Below are 18,879 nucleotides of genomic sequence, written 5' to 3'. Positions count from 1 at the left end.
CGTGCCCCGGCCCGGCCGGTCACTGCCAGGGAACCTCCGGCGCCCGGAAGAAGGCGATGCCCTGCGCGTCCAGCCGGGGAGCCTGCGCCGCCAGGCGGCGGCCGTACGAGGCCCAGTCCAGCGAGGACCGCGGGGACCAGCCCAGTTCCGCCAGGCCCAGGACGCGCGGGAACGCCATCAGCTCCCACTCGGCCCGTGTCGAGACGTTCTCCGTCCACAGCGGGGCCTCCACGCCCAGCACGGCGGATTCCGGGATCCCGGCCAGGTAGGCCCCCGGGTCCCAGGAGTACGCCCGCTGCACCGGGACGTACCCGGCCCACGCCAGCCCCGGCTTGGTCGCCGCCTCGTACTTCATGTCCAGGTACAGCCGGTCCGCCGGCGACAGGATCACCGGGTGCCCCGCCTTCGCCGCCGCCGCCACGGCCGCCTTGTCCGCGGCCGGGGTCTTGTCGTGGCCCCAGTACTGGAGCACCGCTCCCTGCGCCGGCCGGGCCTGCGCCAGCTGGTGCCAGGCCACCACCGTCTTGCCGTACCGCCCCACCACCGCCTGCGCCCGGTCCATGAAGGCCGCGTAGTCCGCCGCGGGCGTCACGTGCGCCTCGTCGCCGCCGATGTGCAGGTAGCGGCCGGGCGTCAGCTCCGCCAGCTCGCCGAGCACCTCGTCGATGAACTCGTACGTCCGCTCCTTGCCGACGCACAGCGAGCTGAATCCCACCTTGGTCCCGGTGTACCGCGGCGGGGCCTTGCCGTCGCAGTTCAGCTCGGCGTAGGAGGCGAGCGCCGCGTTCATGTGGCCCGGCATGTCGATCTCCGGGACCACGTCCACGTAGCGCTCCCCCGCGTACGCCACCAGCTCGCGGTACTCGTCCTTCGTCCAGTGGCCGCCGGGCCCGCCGCCGACCTCGCTGCCGCCCCCGTACTGGGCCAGCCGCGGCCAGGAGTCGATCGCGAGGCGCCACCCCTGGTCGTCGGTCAGGTGCAGGTGCAGCGTGTTGACCTTGTACTGGGCGAGCTGGTCCACGTACCTCTTCACCTGGTCCACCGTGAAGAAGTGCCGCGCGATGTCGACCATGGCCCCCCGGTACGCGAAGCGCGGCGCGTCGGTGATCGTCCCGCCCGGCACCGTCCCGGGGCCGGACACGGGCACCAGCTGGCGCAGCGTCTGTCCCGCGTGGAACAGCCCGGCCGGCGTCCGCGCGGTGAGGGTGACCCCGCCGGGGCCGGACTCCAGCCGGTACCCCTCGTCCCCGACTCCTTCGGCCTCCTCGTCGATCCTGAGCCGGATCCCGTCCCCCTGCGCCCCGTCGACCACCGGCAGCGGCAGTCCGCTCGGGCCGCGCAGCTGCTCCGCGAGGAGCTCGCCCACCCGGCGGACCTCCTCGTCCGGCCCCGGACCGGTGCGGACGACGGTGCCCGGCCCGAAGGCGTACCCGGGGCCCGCGACGTCCGCGGAGGCCGGCGCCGGCAGGAGCCGTTCGAAGGGGGCGAGGGCCGGGGGAGGGTCGTCGCCGGGCCGGGCGTCGTCCCCGCGGGCGGTGGTGCAGGCGGTGAGAAAGGCCGGGGCCGCGCCGAGGACGAGGAGGGCGCCGAGCGTGCGTCGCAGGACTCTCATGCGCACAGGTATAGGCCAAGCGGGCCGTCCCGTCTCGTGTGCGAATCCCGGACGGGCGAAAATCATCCGAAGGAGATCACACCGGGCACCTCCGATGGTCCAGACCAGAGGGATCCTGCCCGAAATCGGGCAGGATCTTTGCGTTCGACGCCGTCAGCCGCGATTATCTACGGGTGCTCGATCGCCGCCCGTCGCATGACGACCTCGTCGACCACCTGGTGCGCAGCACCGCGCTGCAGCGCGGCGAGGCCGCCCGGGTGGTACTCGACGTGCTCGCCTACTTCGACGAGACGACCGAGGAGTTCGTCCGCCGCCGCCACCGTGAACTGCAGTCCGGCGGAGCGGTCAACGCGGACATCTTCGAGCGGATCGCGGCCGAGCTGCCGCACCGCGCCGTGGCGCCTCCGGAGCTGTCGCTCCGGCAGCTGCGCCGCATCGTCTACGGCTGAGCCTGCCGCCGCACCCGCGGCCGCGAGCGAGTACACGAACCGAACTTCAGGAGGGGCAACACCGTATGTGCGGAATCGTCGGTTACATCGGCAAGCGTGACGTGGCACCGCTGCTGCTGGAAGGCCTGCAGCGACTGGAATACCGCGGATACGACTCCGCGGGCATCGTGGTCAACACCCCGAAGGCCCCGGCCCTGAAGGTCGTCAAGGCCAAGGGCCGGGTCCGCGAGCTGGAGTCCCGCGTCCCCAAGCGCTTCGCCGGCACCACCGGCATCGCCCACACCCGCTGGGCCACGCACGGCGCCCCGAGCGACCTCAACTCCCACCCGCACCTGGACCCGGAGAACAAGGTCGCCGTCGTCCACAACGGCATCGTCGACAACTGCTCCGAGCTGCGCGCCAAGCTCGAGGCCGACGGCGTGGTCTTCGTCTCGGAGACCGACACCGAGGTCATCGTCCACCTGATCGCCCGCTCCCAGGCCGACTCCCTGGAGGAGAAGGTCCGCGAGGCGCTCAAGGTCATCGACGGCACCTACGGCATCGCCGTCATGCACGCCGACTTCGCCGACCGCATCGTCGTCGCCCGCAACGGCTCCCCCGTGGTGCTCGGCATCGGCGAGAAGGAGATGTTCGTCGCCTCGGACGTCGCCGCTCTGGTCGCCCACACCCGCCAGGTCGTCACCCTCGGCGACGGCGAGATGGCCACCATCAAGGCCGACGACTTCCGCACCTACACGACCTCCGGCACGACGACCACCGCCACCCCGGAGACCGTGGAGTGGGAGGCCGCCTCGTACGACATGGGCGGTCACGACACCTACATGCACAAGGAGATCTCCGAGCAGCCCGACGCGGTCGACCGCGTGCTGCGCGGCCGGATCGACGACCGCTTCAACACCGTGCACCTGGGCGGCCTGAACCTGGACCCGCGCGAGGCGCGCGGCATCCGCCGGGTCAAGATCCTGGGCTGCGGCACCTCGTACCACGCGGGCCTCATCGGCGCCGGCCTCATCGAGGGCATGGCCCGGATCCCCGCGGACGCCGAGCCGGCCTCCGAGTTCCGCTACCGCAACCCGGTCGTGGACCCCGACACCCTCTACATCGCGGTCTCCCAGTCCGGTGAGACGTACGACGTGCTCGCGGCCGTGCAGGAGCTCAAGCGCAAGGGCGCCCGCGTCCTCGGCGTGGTCAACGTGGTCGGCTCCGCGATCGCCCGCGAGGCCGACGGCGGCGTGTACGTGCACGCCGGTCCCGAGGTCTGCGTCGTCTCCACCAAGTGCTTCACCAACACGGTCGTGGCCTTCGCGCTGCTGGCCGTGCACCTGGGCCGCATCCGGGACCTGTCGGTCACCGACGGCAAGCGGATCATCGAGGGCCTGCGCAAGCTGCCCGCGCAGATCCAGGAGATCCTCGACGGCGAAGAGGACATCAAGAAGCTGGCGGCCGAGTACGCCGAGGCCAAGTCGATGATGTTCATCGGCCGGGTGCGCGGCTACCCGGTGGCCCTGGAGGCCTCCCTCAAGCTGAAGGAGATCTCCTACATCCACGCCGAGGCCTACCCGGCCTCCGAGCTCAAGCACGGCCCCCTCGCCCTGATCGAGCCCTCGCTGCCGACGGTCGCGATCGTCCCGGACGACGACCTGCTGGAGAAGAACCGCGCGGCGCTGGAGGAGATCAAGGCCCGCAGCGGCCGGATCCTGGCGGTCGCCCACCGCGAGCAGGAGAAGGCGGACCACACCATCGTCGTCCCGAAGAACGAGGACGAGCTGGACCCGATCCTGATGGGCATCCCGCTCCAGCTGCTCGCGTACCACACGGCCCTGGCCATGGGCCGCGACATCGACAAGCCGCGCAACCTGGCGAAGTCGGTCACCGTCGAGTGACGATCCTCCCCGCGCTGAAGGCGGGGATTCCCTTCAGCCCGCGTGGGCGGGCTGAAGGGCTTCACGCATCCGCCTCCGGCCGGTGGCCGGGACTCGCATCCGGGGGATGCTGCGCGTGCTGCTGATGTCCGAGCCACCCGTCCGGCGGGCTCGGGCCTCGATCTCCATCGAGGCATTGTGGTCGGCGTCGTCCTCGTGCCCGCACCGAGTGCAGGCGAACAGCCGGCCGCATCCCTTACGGGACCCTGGATCGACCAGGTCGCAAGCGGCGCAGGTCTGAGAGGTGTGGAACGGCGGCACGGCGACGAGTACAGACCCGTACATGCGGGCCTTGTACTCAAGCTGCCGCCGCCGCTCCCCCGGAGTGTTGTCGAGGACCGACCGGTTCAGCCCGGCCTTCGCCCGGACGTTCCTCCCCGGGGCCTCGGCAGTGCCTTTCGCAGAGGCGGTCATGCTCTTCACGCGCAGGTCTTCGATACCGATCAGGCCGTGGCTTTTGGCGAGGTCGGTGGTGAGTTTGTGCGTGAAGTCCCGCCGTCGGTTGGCCCGGCGGGTAGTGAGCCTTGCGATCTGGGCGATCGTCGTGCGCAGGCGGCGGCTGTACTTCCCGCCGTTGTGTTTCTTGGCGTAGGTGATCTGCCGCGCCTTGCGCTGCTCCAGCGCCCTGAGCCGCTTCTTCTCCTTGGCTTTCAGTGACCGGGGCATGAGGCGGGGTGTGGTCTCGGTGGAGACGAACGCGGACGCGGCCACCCCGAAGTCCACCCCGCACGCGGGCTTCCCGTTCGGCACGTCCGGCATGCGGCCCGTGTGGACGCCGAAGGAGACGTGCCAGCCGTTGCCGTCCCGGGACACCGTGGCATTGCGGACCGTGCCGCCGATCGCTCGGGAGAGCCGGAACCGCAGCCAGCCGAGCTTGGGCAGACGCACCTCGGCCCACTTACGGTTCAGCTTGCGGACCTCGACCGCCTGGCCAGGGAACGGGATCGACAGACGGTGCCCGCGCTTCTTCCGCGCCGGAAACCCAGCGGGGTGGCTTGGGTTCCAGAAATTGTCGTACGCACGGTCCAGGCTGCGCAGAATCTGCTGCCCGGACTGCGCGGGCAGGTCACCCATCCAGTCCAGGTCGGTCCGGGCGGCCGTCAGGAACTTGCTCTGCTCGACAGAACGCAGGGTGTACCGACGCTGCTCCCACAGGTACACCCGCTGCTCAAGAGCCACGTTCCAAAGAGCACGCGCCGTATGCCCCCACCGCACCAGGACCTGGTCCTGGACCTCGGTGGGGTACGCACGATACTTGCGCCCCGCGTCCGCCTTCACACGGCCTATCGTGCCGACGACTCATCAACAAAATGCTCCCATGCGCGAAAGAGATAGAAAATACCCTTTTATAGACGAGAACGGCCCCCAGAATCTCGGGGCCGTTCCGTTCTTACGTAGCCGTTCAGCTCGCGGCGACCGCGCCGCGCCGGGCCTTGCCGACGGCCATCGGCCAGTGGGCGAGGGCCGCGGTGGCCCCGTACCAGGCCAGCAGTCCGGCGACGGCGGCGACCCAGCCGCCCGCCTTGGCGAGACCGCCGCTGTCCATGAACGCCCCTATGGCCAGCAGGACGAGCGACAGGGTCAGCAGGGCGTAGACGCCCTGGCTGAACAGACCGCTCGCGGCGGCGACCGTGAGGGTCAGCGCGAGCATCGCGAACAGGACAAGAAACGTTCCGGCAGCTTCGTCGGAGACCGAACCCCCTGCGCCCTTGGCCCACGTGAACCAGAAGATGCCGAGGCCCGCGAACGCGGTGCCGTTGAACCCGTTGCCGCCGCGGTACTCGAGGAGCCCGAGGAGGAAGAGGGCTGCGCCGCCGACGTACATCGCGAGCGACGCGGAGCTGGCAGCGGACACGCCGTCGATGACGCCGGTGTGGCCGATACCGAACGCGAGAAGGGTGAGACCCAGGGCGATGTTCCCCAGGGTCGAAGTCGAGGCCGTGCTTCCCGCAGAGACACCATTGTCCACGGCGGGCTCCCTTCGATCTGCAGTTGTTTGCTGCGTCCCAGCAGCATTTATCTACCCTTTACACGGGGGCACAACCGCACAATCGACTTAACAGAGGGTCACGGATTGACAACAGCGAGGGATCTGCCGCTGGGAGAGCGCACCTGCACCGCGTGCGGAGCCGTGTCCCCACGGGACAAGAACTCCGCGCGCGTGATGCTCGTCCGGGCAGGTCTGACCCCGGTTGGTACTGATCGTGGAAGACCTCACGAGGCGCCGCCTCGGGAGGCTGCGTGAGCCAAGGATCCCCTTCCGTCAGGGAGGGGAGCAGTCAAGGAATGACAACGACGGGTCGCTGTGCGCGCTTGGCCAGCCGGCCGGCCACCGACCCGAAGATCCGGCCGACGATCCCGTGGGTGGACCCGACCACGATGGCGTCGGCCGAATACTCCCGGCCGACCTCCTCCAGCTCATGGCAGATGTCACCACCGCGCTCGACCAGGATCCACGGCACTTCGGCCAAGTAGTCCGCGCAGGCGAGTTCCAGCCCGAGGACTTCGGTGCGGTGGTCCGGCACGTCCACGAAGACGGGCGGCTCGCACCCGGCCCACACGGTGGTGGGGAGCCGGTTGGCGACATGAACGATGATCAGGCCGGATCCGGAGCGACGGGCCATGCCGATCGCGTACGCGAGCGCGCGCTCACTGGACGTGGATCCGTCGAATCCCACGACGACCCCGTGCCGGAAGGCCGGATCGCAGGGAAGGCGTGTCTGTTCCACCGCGCGCAGATCGGCGGCCGACGCGGGATCGGCGAGGCGTTTGCGCTTGCGGTCCGCTGGTTCGGAGAATTCGTGACCGGCCATGGGTGTCTCGGCGAAGAGGTCCTTGGAGGAAGCAACAGGGGCGAAATCGGCAACGCAGTGTGACGGAGCTCTGTCCGGGAAGCATCTTCCCAAGCCCATACCCACCAGGGTACGGCGACACTCCTGTCCTGCACAGGGCTTGCCGCCCTTGGAGAGCGTCCCAGGGAGCATGCCGGAGCGAGCGCGCGTTGGCAATGTCCGCTGTCCCCTACAGCCAGTGACGAGGACCGTTTGCCGCCACCCGTGCGCGCAGTGACCGAGCCCCTGCGTGCGCCGTTGGACATGCGTCCGACCGTCCAGGAAGAGCCCGCAGGGAGCACGCCGTGCCCGGTCATCCGGTTCACCCCGTCCAGCCAGCTCAGCCGACGCAGTCCGCCCACTACGCCGGCCCGGCGCCCTTCGACCCGCCCGCCCGCTCCCCCCTCCACTCGCCCCTCCCCTCGCCCGTTCACTCGTCCGTGTACCCCGCCGGACACCACCAGGACGACCCTGCGGGTGACGTCGTGCGCTGGGCCGCCTTCAGCTGCCTGCTCGTCCCCGTGGTCCTCGTCGTCTACGGGACCTCCCTCGGCGGGGCCGCCGTGGCGACCCTCGGCCTGCTCGCCGTCACGGCCGCGTGCCGGGCGCTGCTGCGCCACTCGGAGAAGACGGAGCGCACCGCGGCCCGGGTCCTGGCGGAGGAGCGAGTGCCGCCCGCCCACCGCGGCCGGCACTCGCGCGGCGGAGCCGGGAACCGACGCGGCTGCCACGGCTCCGGACCCAAGTCCCCGCACGACTGACTCATTCGCACACCCACACACGCATGTTTTCAGCCAACTTCCCGGCAGGGTGGCCTGCTTGCCGGAATGTCCCCCCAACCCCCCTACCACCAGCGACGACAGACCGCGGGGGGCGTCTCGGCCCTACGGGTACTGGCCATGGCCGGGCGAGACGCTTCCCACCCGGGTAGCGGAGTGGAACGCTTCCTGATCGAATGCTTTTCGCCAAGTTGAGAAGTCGACATAGCGCTGCGTGCTGAACTTGTCACGCCGACACCACGGGACGCAGTAGATTCGATCATGTATTTACGGCGGGGGATCCACGTGCAAGGCCGAGGGGAAACGTGCAGGTGCGACCAGACCAAGGAGTCGCGACACCCAAGGGGGGCTTAGCGCCATGAGCCAGGATTCCACCGCCGTCGTCGCAGACGCCGGCCGGAAGCTCGCGGGGCGTCGCCGCAGGGAGATCGTCGCGGTGCTGCTCTTCAGCGGCGGACCGATCTTCGAGAGCTCCATTCCACTTTCCGTGTTCGGCATTGACCGGCAGGACGCGGGAGTTCCACGCTACCGATTGCTCGTGTGCGCCGGTGAGGACGGTCCGCTCAGGACCACCGGCGGACTCGAACTGACCGCGCCATACGGGTTGGAGGCGATCGCCCGGGCAGGCACGGTCGTCGTGCCCGCCTGGCGTTCCATCACTTCACCGCCGCCTCCGGAGGCGCTCGACGCACTGCGTCTGGCGCACGAGGAGGGAGCCCGGATCGTCGGACTGTGCACGGGAGCCTTCGTGCTCGCCGCCGCCGGTCTGCTGGACGGCCGGCCCGCGACGACGCACTGGATGTACGCGCCGACGCTGGCCAAGCGCTACCCGTCCGTCCACGTCGATCCGCGCGAGCTGTTCGTCGACGACGGCGACGTGCTCACGTCCGCGGGCACCGCGGCCGGAATCGACCTGTGCCTGCACATCGTCCGTACGGACCACGGCAGCGAGGCGGCCGGGGCCCTGGCCCGCAGGCTCGTCGTGCCGCCGCGCCGCACGGGCGGTCAGGAGCGCTATCTCGACCGGTCGCTGCCGGAGGAGATCGGCGCCGACCCGCTGGCCGAGGTCGTCGCCTGGGCGCTGGAACACCTCCACGAGCAGTTCGACGTGGAGACCCTCGCCGCCCGCGCCTACATGAGCAGGCGCACCTTCGACCGGCGGTTCCGCTCGCTCACGGGCAGCGCGCCGCTCCAGTGGCTGATCACCCAGCGGGTGCTCCAGGCACAGCGGCTGCTGGAGACCTCCGACTACTCGGTCGACGAGGTCGCCGGACGCTGCGGGTTCCGCTCGCCGGTCGCCCTGCGGGGTCACTTCCGGCGGCAGCTGGGGTCCTCCCCGGCCGCCTACCGCTCCGCCTACCGGGCACGCCGGCCGCAGGCCGACGTGGCACAGGTGGCCGAGATCTCGGCGGGTCCGGTTCCGCACCAGCGCACTCCGCAGCCCCACCGGGCGGCGGCGGCCCTGGCCGCGGCGGGCCCGACGGTGACGGAGCTGTACGCCCCGGGCCGGGTCCTGCGCGAACACGCCTAACCCCCACCACGGGTACGGCAAAGGTCCCCCATCGGTCACCGCCGATGGGGGACCTTCCGCATATGCGGTCCGCTCCCCGGCTGACCGCATAAGGTGGGACACATGAACGATCGCATGGTGTGGATCGACTGCGAGATGACCGGGCTCTCGTTGACGGACGACGCACTTATCGAGGTGGCCGCACTGGTCACCGACTCGGAGCTCAACGTGCTCGGCGAAGGCGTGGACATCGTGATCCGCCCGCCGGACGCGGCCCTGGAGACCATGCCCGACGTGGTCCGCGAGATGCACACCGCCTCCGGCCTGCTCGACGAGCTGGCCGGCGGGACCACCCTCGCGGACGCCGAGGCGCAGGTCCTGGCGTACGTGCGGGAGCACGTGAAGGAACCCGGCAAGGCACCGCTCTGCGGGAACTCCGTCGGCACCGACCGCGGCTTCCTGCTGCGCGACATGGCCGCGCTGGAGAGCTACCTGCACTACCGGATCGTGGACGTGTCCTCGGTCAAGGAGCTGGCGCGCCGCTGGTACCCGCGGGCGTACTTCAACAGCCCGCCGAAGAACGGCAACCACCGGGCGCTGGCGGACATCAAGGACTCCATCACCGAGCTGCGCTACTACCGGGAGGCGGTCTTCGTGCCGCAGCCCGGGCCCGACTCGGACACCGCCCGGAGCATCGCCGCCAAGCACGCGGCCCCGGGCGCTTAGCACCTCCCGGAGGCGGGCGCAGGGAAAGGTGGGAGCGAGCACCCTCCCGGACCCTGTACCCTTTTCTTCGGCCGGTCGGTTTTCCGACCGGACATGGTGGGTGTAGCTCAGTTGGTAGAGCACCTGGTTGTGGTCCAGGTGGCCGCGGGTTCAAGTCCCGTCACTCACCCTGCGAGAAGGACCCGGTACGCGAAAGCGGACCGGGTCCTTCTGCGTTTCCGCGAGCTGCTTCTCCACGCGCTGCGCTTCTACGAGGATTCACGGACCACCAGGCGGTTCGGCAGGACGACGCTCACCTCGCCCGGCTCCCCCGGCTCCCCCGCACTCCCCTGATGTCCGGAGATGCGGTCCAGCAGCACCTGCGCCATGGTCCGGCCCATCTCCTCGATCGGCTGCCGGACGCTGGTCAGCGGCGGGTCCATGTGCCGGGCCACCACCGAGTCGTCGAAGCCGACCAGCGCCACGTCCTGCGGGATCCGGCGCCCGGCCGCCCGCAGCTCCCGCACGGCGCCCGCCGCCATGACGTCCGAGGCGGCGAAGACCGCGTCGAGCGCGGGGCGGCGCTCCAGCAGCTCGCGCATGGCCCGCCGGCCGCCGTCCTCGGTGAAGTCGCCGACCGCGATCAGCTGCTCGTCGGCGAGACGTCCGGCGGCGGCCAGGGCCTGCCGGTAGCCGTCGAGGCGGCACTGGGCCCCGTACACGTCGAGCGGGCCGGTGATCGTGGCGATCGTGCGGCGGCCCCGTTCGAGGAGGTGGCGCACGGCCTCGGCGGCGCCCGCCAGGTTGTCGGAGTCCACGCAGGGCAGCGTCTCGGCGGCGGAGCGGCGGCCGCTGATCACCGTCGGGATGCCGAGCTCGGCCAGCAGCTCCGGCAGCGGGTCGCCGGCGTGGACGGAGACGAGGAGCACCCCGTCGACGCGGTGCCCGGACAGGTACTGGGAGAGGCGCCGGCGCTCGCGGTCGCCGCCCGCCAGGGTGAGGACGAGCTGTACGTCGGTCTCGGCGAGGGCGGCGCCGACCCCGCGGACCACTTCGGAGAAGTAGGGCTCGGCGAAGAACCGGGCCTCGGGTTCCGGAATCACGAGGGCGATGGCGTCGGTGCGGTTGGCCGCGAGGGCGCGCGCGGCCCGGTTCGGTACGTACCCCAGCTCGGCCACGGCCGCCGCGACGGCGGCCTTCGCGTGCTCGCTGACCTTGGAAGATCCGTTGATCACCCGGGAGACCGTGCCGCGCCCGACTCCGGCGCGCGCCGCGACCTCTTCCAGGGTCGGACGCCCCCTCGTACCCCCGTGCCCTTTCATGGCTTCCTCCCAGCTGTGAATCTACCCCTTGACGACCGTGGGAGCGCTCCCACAGTGTGGCACACGACACCCGGCACGTTCCGTCCTTCAGGGAGGACCCCGATGCGAGCCCGAAGAAGTCTTGTCACGACCATGACCGCCGTGGGAGCTGCGGCACTGCTGCTCGCCGGATGCGCGCAGGACCCGGCCGAGTCCCCGGGCAAGGGAGCCTCTGCGGACGGCAAGGGGAAGACCACCCTCACCGTCGGGGTCTTCGGGGCCTTCGGGCTCCAGGAGGCCGGACTCTACGACGAGTACATGGCGCAGAACCCCACCATCCGCATCGAGCAGACCTCCATCGAGCGGAACGAGAACTACTACCCCCAGCTCCTCACCCACCTGGGCACGGGCAGCGGGCTCGCCGACATCCAGGCGGTCGAGGTCAACAACATCGCCGAGATCACCGCCACCCAGGCCGACAAGCTGGTGGACCTGGGGAAGGCGCCCGGCGTCGACAAGGCCGCGTACCTGCCCTGGAAGTGGGCGCAGGGCACGGCGAAGGGCGGGGCCACGGTCGGCCTCGGCACGGACATCGGCCCGCAGGGCATCTGCTACCGCAAGGACCTCTTCGAGGCCGCCGGGCTGCCCTCCGACCGCGAGGCGGTCGGGGCGCTGTGGGCGGGCGACTGGAACAAGTACCTGGAGACGGGCAAGGCGTACAAGGCGAAGGCCGGCGAGGGGAAGTCCTTCGTGGACTCGTCGTCGGGCGTGATGGCCGCGGTGACCGGGAGCAGTGCCCAGCGGTACTACGACGAGTCGGGCAAGGTCGTCTACAAGACCAACCCGGCGGTCCGCGGGGCCTTCGACCTGGCGGCCTCCTTCGCCACCGAGGGGCTGAGCGCCAAGCTGCAGCAGTTCACCCCGGGCTGGGACCAGGGCTTCTCCAACGGTTCCTTCGCGACGGTCTCCTGCCCGGCCTGGATGCTCGGCTACATCCAGGACAAGGCGGGCCCGGCGGGCAAGGACAAGTGGGACGTGGCGCAGGCGCCGAAGCCCAGCAACTGGGGCGGCTCCTTCCTCGTGGTCCCGAAGGCGGGCAAGCACGCCGAGGAGGCGGCGAAGCTGGCGGCCTGGCTGACGGCTCCGGCGCAGCAGGCGAAGCTCTTCGAGAAGCGGGGCAGTTTCCCGAGCGCGAGCGCCGCGTACAAGCTGGCGACGGTGTCGGGCGCGAAGCACGAGTACTTCGGCGGCGCCCCGATCGGCGAGATCTTCGCGAAGGCGGCGCAGGGGGTGCCGGTGACGGTGGTCGGGCCGAAGGACCTGGTGATCGCGCAGAACCTGGCGGACATCGGGATGCTCCAGGTCGACCAGAAGGGCCGGACACCGCAGGAGGGCTGGGACGCCGCGGTGAAGGCGATCGACAACGCCCTGGATCAGTGAGGCGCAAGTGACGGACGAGACGGCTGTTCTGTCCCCCTCCGCCGTCGGCCCTGAGCGGCCGACGGCGGAGGGGGCCGGCCGGAGCCGGCCGGGCCAGGTGTGGCGCTCGCGCCGCTACCGCTGGGACCTGCGCTTCAGCCCCTACGCCTTCGTGGCGCCCTTCTTCCTCTTCTTCGCGGCCTTCGGGCTGTTCCCGCTGCTCTACACGGGCTGGGCGGCGCTGCACCAGGTGGAGCTGACCGATCCGGACAGCATGACGTGGGTGGGGCTGAAGAACTTCACCCGGCTGTGGGACGACGAGTTCTTCTGGAACGCGCTGCGCAACACCGTCACCATCGGGCTGCTGTCCACGGTGCCGCAGCTGGCGATCGCGCTCGGCCTGGCCCATCTGCTCAACTACAAGCTGCGCGGCTCGGCCTTCTTCCGGGTCGCGGTGCTCACCCCGTACGCGACCTCGGTGGCGGCCGCGACCCTCGTCTTCGTGCTGCTCTTCGGCCGGGACTACGGGATGGTCAACTGGGCGCTCTCGGCGGTCGGTTTCGAGGCGGTCGACTGGCAGAACGGGACCTTCGCGTCCCAGCTGGCGGTCTCCACCATCGTGATCTGGCGCTGGACCGGCTACAACGCGCTGATCTACCTGGCGGCCATGCAGGCCGTGCCGGGCGAGCTGTACGAGTCGGCCGCGCTGGACGGGGCCTCGCGCTGGCAGCAGTTCCTCCACGTCACCGTGCCCTCGCTGCGGCCGACGATCTTCTTCACGATCGTCGTGTCGACGATCGGGGCGACCCAGCTGTTCGGCGAGCCGCTGCTGTTCAACGGCGGAGCGGGTGCGACGGGCGGCTCGGACCACCAGTTCCAGACGCTGGGCCTGTACCTGTACGAGCAGGGCTGGGTGAACCTGCACCTCGGGCGGGCCTCGGCGATCGCGTGGGCGATGTTCCTGATCCTGCTGCTGATCGCCGGGGCGGCGCGGCTGCTGCGCGGACGGAAGGACTCCCGATGAGGTCACTGCGCGCGGGCCGGCTCACCTACGTGGTGCTCGCCCTCTTCACCGCCGGCTCGCTCTTCCCGCTCGTGTGGACGGCGATCGCGGCGTCCCGGACCAACACCCGCCTGGCCCAGACCCCGCCGCCGTTCTGGTTCGGCGGGAACCTGGGGCACAACCTCCAGGTCGCGTGGACCGACGCCAACATGGGCGTCGCCCTGCTCAACACGGTGATCGTGGCGGGCACGGTCGCCGCGGGCACGGTGCTCTTCTCCACACTGGCCGGTTTCGCCTTCGCCAAGCTCCGCTTCCGCGGCCGGCGGCTGCTGATGTCCCTGGTGGTCGCCACGATGCTGATACCGCCGCAGCTGAGCGTGGTCCCGCTGTACATGCTGATCGCCGAACTGTCGTGGACGGACCGGCTCCAGGCGGTGATCCTGCCGACCCTGGTCTCCGCCTTCGGGGTGTTCTTCATGCGGCAGTACCTGATGCAGGCGCTGCCGACGGAGCTGGTGGAGGCGGCGCGCTCGGACGGCGCGAGTTCGCTGCGGGTCGTGTGGCACGTGGTCTTCCCCGCCGCGCGTCCCGCGATGGCGGTGCTGGCCATGCTGACCTTCGTCATGGCCTGGAACGACTTCTTCTGGCCGATCATCGCGCTGACCCAGAACGGCAGCCCGACGGTGCAGGTGGCCCTGACCGGTCTGGGCCGGGGCTACATACCGGACCAGTCGGTGATCATGGCGGGCGCGCTCCTGGGCACGCTCCCGCTGCTGCTGGTGTTCCTCGTCTTCGGCCGCCAGATCGTCGGCGGCATCATGCAAGGAGCGGTGAAGGGATGACGTACACCCCGATGAACGGGACGGACACGAGGAACGCGGGGGACGCGGGGGAACTGCGGTTCCCCGACGGGTTCCTGTGGGGCACGGCCACGGCGGCCTTCCAGATCGAGGGCGCGGCCGCCCTGCGCGGGCCGTCCATCTGGGACACCTTCTGCCGGACGCCGGGCAAGGTGCACGGCGGTCACACCGGCGACGTGGCCGTCGACCACCACCGGCTGTGGCGCGAGGACGTCCGGATGATGGCGGAACTGGGGCTGGGCGCCTACCGGTTCTCGGTGTCCTGGCCGCGGGTGCTCGCCGGCGGACTCGGCTTCTACGACGCGCTCGTCGACGAGCTGCTCTCGTACGGGATCCGGCCCTGCGTGACCCTGTACCACTGGGACCTGCCGCAGGCGCTGGAGGACGCCGGGGGCTGGCCCGAGCGGGAGACGGCCTACGCCTTCGCCCGGTACGCCTCCCAGGTCTCGGAGGCGCTGGCCGACCGGGTGGAGCTCTGGACCACCCTCAACGAGCCCTGGTGCAGCGCCTTCCTCGGCTACGCCTCCGGGATCCACGCCCCAGGCCGCACCTCGCCCGCCGACTCCCTGCGCGCGGCCCACCACCTCAACCTGGCCCACGGCCTGGCCACCGCCGCCCTGCCGAGCCGGGCCCGGGTCGGCATCGCGCTCAACCCCAGCGCGGTCCGGCCGCTGACCGGCTCGGCGGCCGATGCGGACGCACAGCGCCGCATCGACGCCCTGGCCAACCGGATCTTCACCGGGCCGCTGCTGCACGGCGCCTACCCGCAGGACCTGCTCGCGGACACCGCCGCCCTCACGGACTGGTCGTTCGTCCGCCCCGGCGACGAGTCGCTGATCAACCAGCCGCTGGACTTCCTCGGCGTGAACTACTACACGCCGACGGTGGTGTCGGCGGCCCCCGACGGGGGCGGCCCGCGCGCCGACGGCCACGGGGCCACGACGCACTCCCCCTGGCCCGCGGCGGACACGGTGGCCTTCCATCAGCCGCCCGGCGAGCAGACCGACATGGGCTGGTCGATCGACTCCACCGGCCTGTACGACCTGCTGATGCGCTTCAACCGCGAGGCACCCGGCCTGCCCCTGCTGGTCACCGAGAACGGCGCGGCCTACGCCCCGGACGTCCACGACCCGCAGCGCATCGCCTACCTGGAGGCCCACCTCGCCGCCGTGCACCGCGCCGTGACGGACGGCGCCCCGGTGGAGGGTTATTTCCTCTGGTCGCTGCTGGACAACTTCGAGTGGTCCTACGGCTACAGCAAGCGTTTCGGCATCGTGCACGTCGACTACGAGACCCAGGTCCGCACCCCGCGCTCCAGCGCCCACTGGTACGCCCGGCTGGCGAGGAAGGGAGCCTTCTGACCGCCGCTCAGCGGAAGGCGGGGGCGGAGCGGGCCGCCCAGTCGGCGAAGGAGCGGGCGGGGCGGCCGAGGATCCGCTCCACCCCGGAGGTCGGCGTCCGTTCGGCGGGCAGCGGGTCGCCGAGTATCGCGAGGGTGCCCTCCACGGCCGGCTCGGACATGAAGGTCAGCATCTTGGCGCGGGCCTCCTCCCGGGTCTGCTCGACGAACCGCACGGGCTCACCCAGGGCCGCGGCGATCGCCTCGACCCGGCCCCGCGGGGTGACCGGGGCGGGCCCGTTGAGCTCGTAGGTCTTGCCCGCGTGGCGGCCGGGCTCGCGCAGGACCGCGGCCGCGACCTCCGCGACGTCCGCCGGGTCGACGGTCGGGAGCCCGATGTCGCCGAACGGCGCCGCGACGGTGCGCCGCGTACGGATCGACTCGGCCCAGGCGTAGACGTTGGAGTTCAGGCCGCCGGAGCGCAGGATCGTCCACTCCAGGCCCGTCCGGCGGACGGCGGCCTCGAACCGGGCGGGGTGCTGGAAGGCCTCGGGGCGTGTCGCGACGCCCTGGGAGGAGAGCAGGACGACCCTGCGTATCCCGGCGGCCTCGGCCTGTTCGAGGACGCCCTGCGGGTCCTCGCCGGCGACGAGCAGGGACAGCGCGTCGGCTCCTTCGAACGCGGGGCGCAGGCTCTCCGGCTCGGCGAGGTCGCCCGGCTGGTGGCGGACCCCGTCCGGCACGTCCGCCGGCCGCCGGGAGACGGCGGTCACCTGCTCGCCGCCCTCGGCGAGGATCCGCACGAGTTCCCGTCCGATGTGCCCGGTCGCACCCGTCACCACGATCACAACGATCCCCCCACACACGCTAGTTGGCCGACACGCTGACGACCCTAGCCCTCCAGCGGCCACCCGTCCGGAGCCGGATCACCGCCCTCGACTGCCTCCCCACCACCCCTCCACCGCCCCAGGAGCGCCCGTGGCTCCGGCTGAACGAGCGGCTCGACCAGCGCGAGCCCACCGTCCGCTACGGCTGTAGAATCCACACATGGCGCAGATTCTGTGCGACGCATTCTCTGCGTCACGCATATAAATTTGAAGCACGGAGAACCCGATGTCAACCGATTCCCCCCGTACGGGTGAGGAGTGGAGCCGCGCCGAGCTGCTCGCGCGCATCCTCACCGAGAGCCGGCGGCACTACGCCGACTACTCCCTCCTCAACCAGGCCATGGCCGACCACGTCGGCCTGCATCCCACCGACATGCAGTGCGTCGCCCTGCTCGCCATGGAGCCCGGCCCGGTCAGCACCGGCGGCATCGCCCGCCTCACCGGCCTGACCTCCGGCTCCGCCACCCGCCTCGTCGACCGGATGGTCAAGGCGGGCATCGTCCAGCGGCACGCCGACCCGAACGACCGCCGCCGCTCCCTCGTCTCCCTCGCACCCGAGGCCCGCGAGCGGATCGGGGCGGCGTGGGACACCCCCGGCCGCGCCTTCGGAGCCGCACTCGAGAACTACTCCGACTCCGAACTCGCCGTCATCGCCGACTACCTGCACCGCGCCGCCGAGGTCGGCCGGGCCCAGGCCGAACGGCTGGCCTCCGGCGACACCGGCTGACATACCCGCACCCAGGCCGTGAACAGGGGCTTCCGAAGGGACCGTTCCGGCACTACGGTCCCCGTCAACGGGCAACGGCGCGCGCCGGAGAAACGGGAGGGTCGGCGCGCGGTCGGAGGTTGTCCGTGTCCCAGCCCGTCCCCACGCCCGCGCCCGTCCCCGCGCCCGCCCCCACGCCCGCGCCCGCCCCCAAGCCCGCGCACGCATCCGCGCCCACACCAGAGCCCGAGCCCGCGAGCCGTGGCTTCCGCGCGGTGTTCGCACTCGGCGGTGCCGCTCTCCCCCTCCACGCGTTCCTCGCGCGCCTCCCCGCCGCGCTGTGCCCCATCGGAACGCTCCTGCTCATCAACGAACGCGACGGCATCGGCCCCGCCGGCGCCGTCGCCGCCGCGCTCTGGCTCGGCCAGGCCCTCGGCGGCCCCGTCATCGGCCGGCTCGCCGACCGGCGCGGCCACCGCCCCGTGCTGCTCGTCGCCTGCGGCGCGAACGCCGTCGTCCTCTTCGCCCTCGTGGCGGCCGTCCTCGGCGGACTGCCCCTGGCCGCCCGCATGGCGCTCGCCGTCGCCGCCGGTCTGACCGTCCCGCAGGTCGGACCGCTGGCCAGGGCCCGCTGGGCGCGGCTGGCCGGCGAGGACAAGCGGCTGCTCGGAGCCGCCCTGTCCTTCGACACCACCCTGGACGAGGTCGGCTTCATGGTCGGCCCCGCGCTCGCCGGCATCCTGGCCGTGACGGTGCACCCCGCCTCGGCCCTGCTCCTCGCCGGCGTGCTGATCCTGGTGTTCGGCACGCTGTTCGCGGTGCATCCGACCGCTCCGGGCCCGGCCGCCGCGGCGCCGGGCGCGCGGGCCGGCGTACGGCTGTGGTCGCCCGGCCTGGCCCTGCTGTGCGCGATCGCCGTGCTGCAGGGCGCCGCGTGGAGCGGGGCCAACACCGGTGTCAACGCGCTCTCCGAGTCCCTGGACGAGGCGGGCGCGGCCGGGCTGGTGTGGGCCGCCATGGCCGTGACCAGTTCGCTCGCCGGCTTCGTCACGGTCGCCCGCCCCGGGTCGGCGGACCTGGCCGTGCGGCTGCGGTGGACGATCGCGGTCCAGGCGGCGCTCACGCTGCCGCTGCTGGCGGTCTCCGGACTGTGGGGCGCCGCCTTCGCCGTCGCGGGCATCGGGCTGGCCGTCGCCCCGCACCTGATCGCCCTGTTCGGGCTGGTGGAACGGGCCGGCCCGGCGGAGCGGATGGGCGAGGCGATGACCATGGTCGGCAGCGGCCTGATCCTCGGCCAGGCGCTGGCCGCCGCGGTCTCGGGACCGCTGGCGAGCGCGCACGGCCACCGGGCCGCCTTCGCCGTCTCGTGCACCGCGGTGGTCGCCTCCGCGGCCCTCGCCCTGACGGCGTGCCGGAAGGACCGGTTCGGCCCCCCGCCCGGCCAGGCCCCGGCCGCACCACGTCTCATGTGACGGGATCGCGGCCTTTCGTCCTCGGTCAGGCGTATGACATGTACTTGTCGATCTGTACGCTGAGCAGGCTTTCGAACTTGTTCA

At 71.4% G+C, this 18,879-nt stretch carries 17 protein-coding genes, 1 tRNA gene and 1 pseudogene; 13 read left to right on the top strand and 6 right to left on the bottom strand.

Features of this window, described 5'->3' with window-relative positions; genetic code table 11:
- Window positions 1-19: 19 nt before the first annotated feature.
- On the bottom strand, window positions 20-1,612 hold the full coding sequence (locus OG534_RS23560; RefSeq protein ID WP_326590462.1) for a beta-N-acetylhexosaminidase: 1,593 nt from the start codon (window positions 1,610-1,612) through the stop codon (window positions 20-22).
- A 173-nt stretch (window positions 1,613-1,785) separates the two neighbouring features.
- On the opposite strand from OG534_RS23560, the gene OG534_RS23555 reads away from it, so the two are divergent.
- Together OG534_RS23555 and glmS are read left to right on the top strand one after the other, a co-directional pair.
- Window positions 1,786-2,061 (top strand): hypothetical protein, encoded by a 276-nt coding sequence (locus OG534_RS23555; RefSeq protein ID WP_031150000.1) that lies wholly within the window; start codon window positions 1,786-1,788, stop codon window positions 2,059-2,061.
- Window positions 2,062-2,126: 65 nt separating this feature from the next.
- On the top strand, window positions 2,127-3,944 hold the full coding sequence (gene glmS, locus OG534_RS23550; protein ID WP_326590459.1) for a glutamine--fructose-6-phosphate transaminase (isomerizing): 1,818 nt from the start codon (window positions 2,127-2,129) through the stop codon (window positions 3,942-3,944).
- Window positions 3,945-3,977: 33 nt separating this feature from the next.
- Here glmS and OG534_RS23545 read toward each other — a convergent pair whose 3' ends face one another.
- On the bottom strand, window positions 3,978-5,261 hold the full coding sequence (locus OG534_RS23545) for an RNA-guided endonuclease InsQ/TnpB family protein (RefSeq protein WP_326590458.1): 1,284 nt from the start codon (window positions 5,259-5,261) through the stop codon (window positions 3,978-3,980).
- Between the two features lie 124 nt (window positions 5,262-5,385).
- Entirely contained in the window at window positions 5,386-5,952 is a 567-nt protein-coding gene (locus tag OG534_RS23540) for a GPR1/FUN34/YaaH family transporter (RefSeq protein WP_326590456.1), read from the bottom strand.
- Between the two features lie 117 nt (window positions 5,953-6,069).
- Here OG534_RS23540 and OG534_RS23535 point away from each other — a divergent pair.
- Window positions 6,070-6,228, top strand: a pseudogene (locus OG534_RS23535) (RNA-guided endonuclease TnpB family protein); the annotation flags it as partial.
- A 34-nt stretch (window positions 6,229-6,262) separates the two neighbouring features.
- On the opposite strand, the gene OG534_RS23530 reads toward OG534_RS23535, so the two are convergent.
- A complete protein-coding gene (locus tag OG534_RS23530) occupies window positions 6,263-6,796 on the bottom strand; it encodes a universal stress protein (RefSeq protein ID WP_319722977.1) in 534 nt (177 codons plus the stop codon).
- 323 nt (window positions 6,797-7,119) lie between these two features.
- Between OG534_RS23530 and OG534_RS23525 the strand changes: the two genes are divergently transcribed.
- From OG534_RS23525 to OG534_RS23510, 4 genes are all read left to right on the top strand, one after another.
- Window positions 7,120-7,575 carry a hypothetical protein gene (locus OG534_RS23525; protein ID WP_442807137.1) on the top strand — a complete coding sequence of 152 codons (456 nt, stop codon included), beginning with the start codon at window positions 7,120-7,122 and terminating at the stop codon, window positions 7,573-7,575.
- Between the two features lie 376 nt (window positions 7,576-7,951).
- Window positions 7,952-9,124 (top strand): helix-turn-helix domain-containing protein, encoded by a 1,173-nt coding sequence (locus OG534_RS23520; protein ID WP_326590453.1) that lies wholly within the window; start codon window positions 7,952-7,954, stop codon window positions 9,122-9,124.
- Window positions 9,125-9,226: 102 nt separating this feature from the next.
- A complete protein-coding gene (gene orn / locus OG534_RS23515; RefSeq protein WP_326590451.1) occupies window positions 9,227-9,829 on the top strand; it encodes an oligoribonuclease in 603 nt (200 codons plus the stop codon).
- Window positions 9,830-9,925: 96 nt separating this feature from the next.
- Window positions 9,926-9,998, top strand: a tRNA-His gene (locus OG534_RS23510).
- A gap of 79 nt (window positions 9,999-10,077) precedes the next feature.
- Here OG534_RS23510 and OG534_RS23505 read toward each other — a convergent pair.
- A complete protein-coding gene (locus tag OG534_RS23505; protein ID WP_326590450.1) occupies window positions 10,078-11,130 on the bottom strand; it encodes a LacI family DNA-binding transcriptional regulator in 1,053 nt (350 codons plus the stop codon).
- A gap of 141 nt (window positions 11,131-11,271) precedes the next feature.
- On the opposite strand from OG534_RS23505, the gene OG534_RS23500 reads away from it, so the two are divergent.
- Genes OG534_RS23500 through OG534_RS23485 form a run of 4 tightly spaced genes read left to right on the top strand, consistent with a single transcriptional unit; the run spans window position 11,272 to window position 15,752 of the window.
- The gene (locus OG534_RS23500) at window positions 11,272-12,549 is read left to right on the top strand and encodes an ABC transporter substrate-binding protein (RefSeq protein ID WP_326590449.1); all 1,278 of its coding nucleotides are present in this window, start codon (window positions 11,272-11,274) and stop codon (window positions 12,547-12,549) included.
- Window positions 12,550-12,556: 7 nt separating this feature from the next.
- On the top strand, window positions 12,557-13,552 hold the full coding sequence (locus OG534_RS23495; protein WP_374774124.1) for a carbohydrate ABC transporter permease: 996 nt from the start codon (window positions 12,557-12,559) through the stop codon (window positions 13,550-13,552).
- Complete coding sequence (locus OG534_RS23490) at window positions 13,549-14,373, top strand: carbohydrate ABC transporter permease (protein WP_326590447.1); 825 nt, start codon at window positions 13,549-13,551, stop codon at window positions 14,371-14,373. The genes OG534_RS23495 and OG534_RS23490 overlap by 4 nt, the downstream gene beginning before the upstream one ends.
- The gene (locus OG534_RS23485; protein WP_442807136.1) at window positions 14,370-15,752 is read left to right on the top strand and encodes a GH1 family beta-glucosidase; all 1,383 of its coding nucleotides are present in this window, start codon (window positions 14,370-14,372) and stop codon (window positions 15,750-15,752) included. The genes OG534_RS23490 and OG534_RS23485 overlap by 4 nt, the downstream gene beginning before the upstream one ends.
- Before the next feature lie 7 nt (window positions 15,753-15,759).
- Here OG534_RS23485 and OG534_RS23480 read toward each other — a convergent pair whose 3' ends face one another.
- On the bottom strand, window positions 15,760-16,578 hold the full coding sequence (locus tag OG534_RS23480) for an SDR family oxidoreductase (protein ID WP_326590445.1): 819 nt from the start codon (window positions 16,576-16,578) through the stop codon (window positions 15,760-15,762).
- A 265-nt stretch (window positions 16,579-16,843) separates the two neighbouring features.
- Between OG534_RS23480 and OG534_RS23475 the strand changes: the two genes are divergently transcribed.
- A complete protein-coding gene (locus tag OG534_RS23475) occupies window positions 16,844-17,344 on the top strand; it encodes a MarR family winged helix-turn-helix transcriptional regulator (RefSeq protein ID WP_326590444.1) in 501 nt (166 codons plus the stop codon).
- 125 nt (window positions 17,345-17,469) lie between these two features.
- Window positions 17,470-18,795: an MFS transporter gene (locus tag OG534_RS23470; protein WP_326590442.1), complete on the top strand. Its 1,326-nt coding sequence runs from the start codon at window positions 17,470-17,472 to the stop codon at window positions 18,793-18,795.
- Window positions 18,796-18,879 lie beyond the last annotated feature (84 nt).

The sequence above is a fragment of the Streptomyces sp. NBC_01294 genome, assembly GCF_035917235.1.
Taxonomy (GTDB): domain Bacteria; phylum Actinomycetota; class Actinomycetes; order Streptomycetales; family Streptomycetaceae; genus Streptomyces; species Streptomyces caledonius.
The sequence above is the reverse complement of the archived record's forward strand: the minus strand, read 5'-3'. Positions and strand labels throughout refer to the sequence as shown.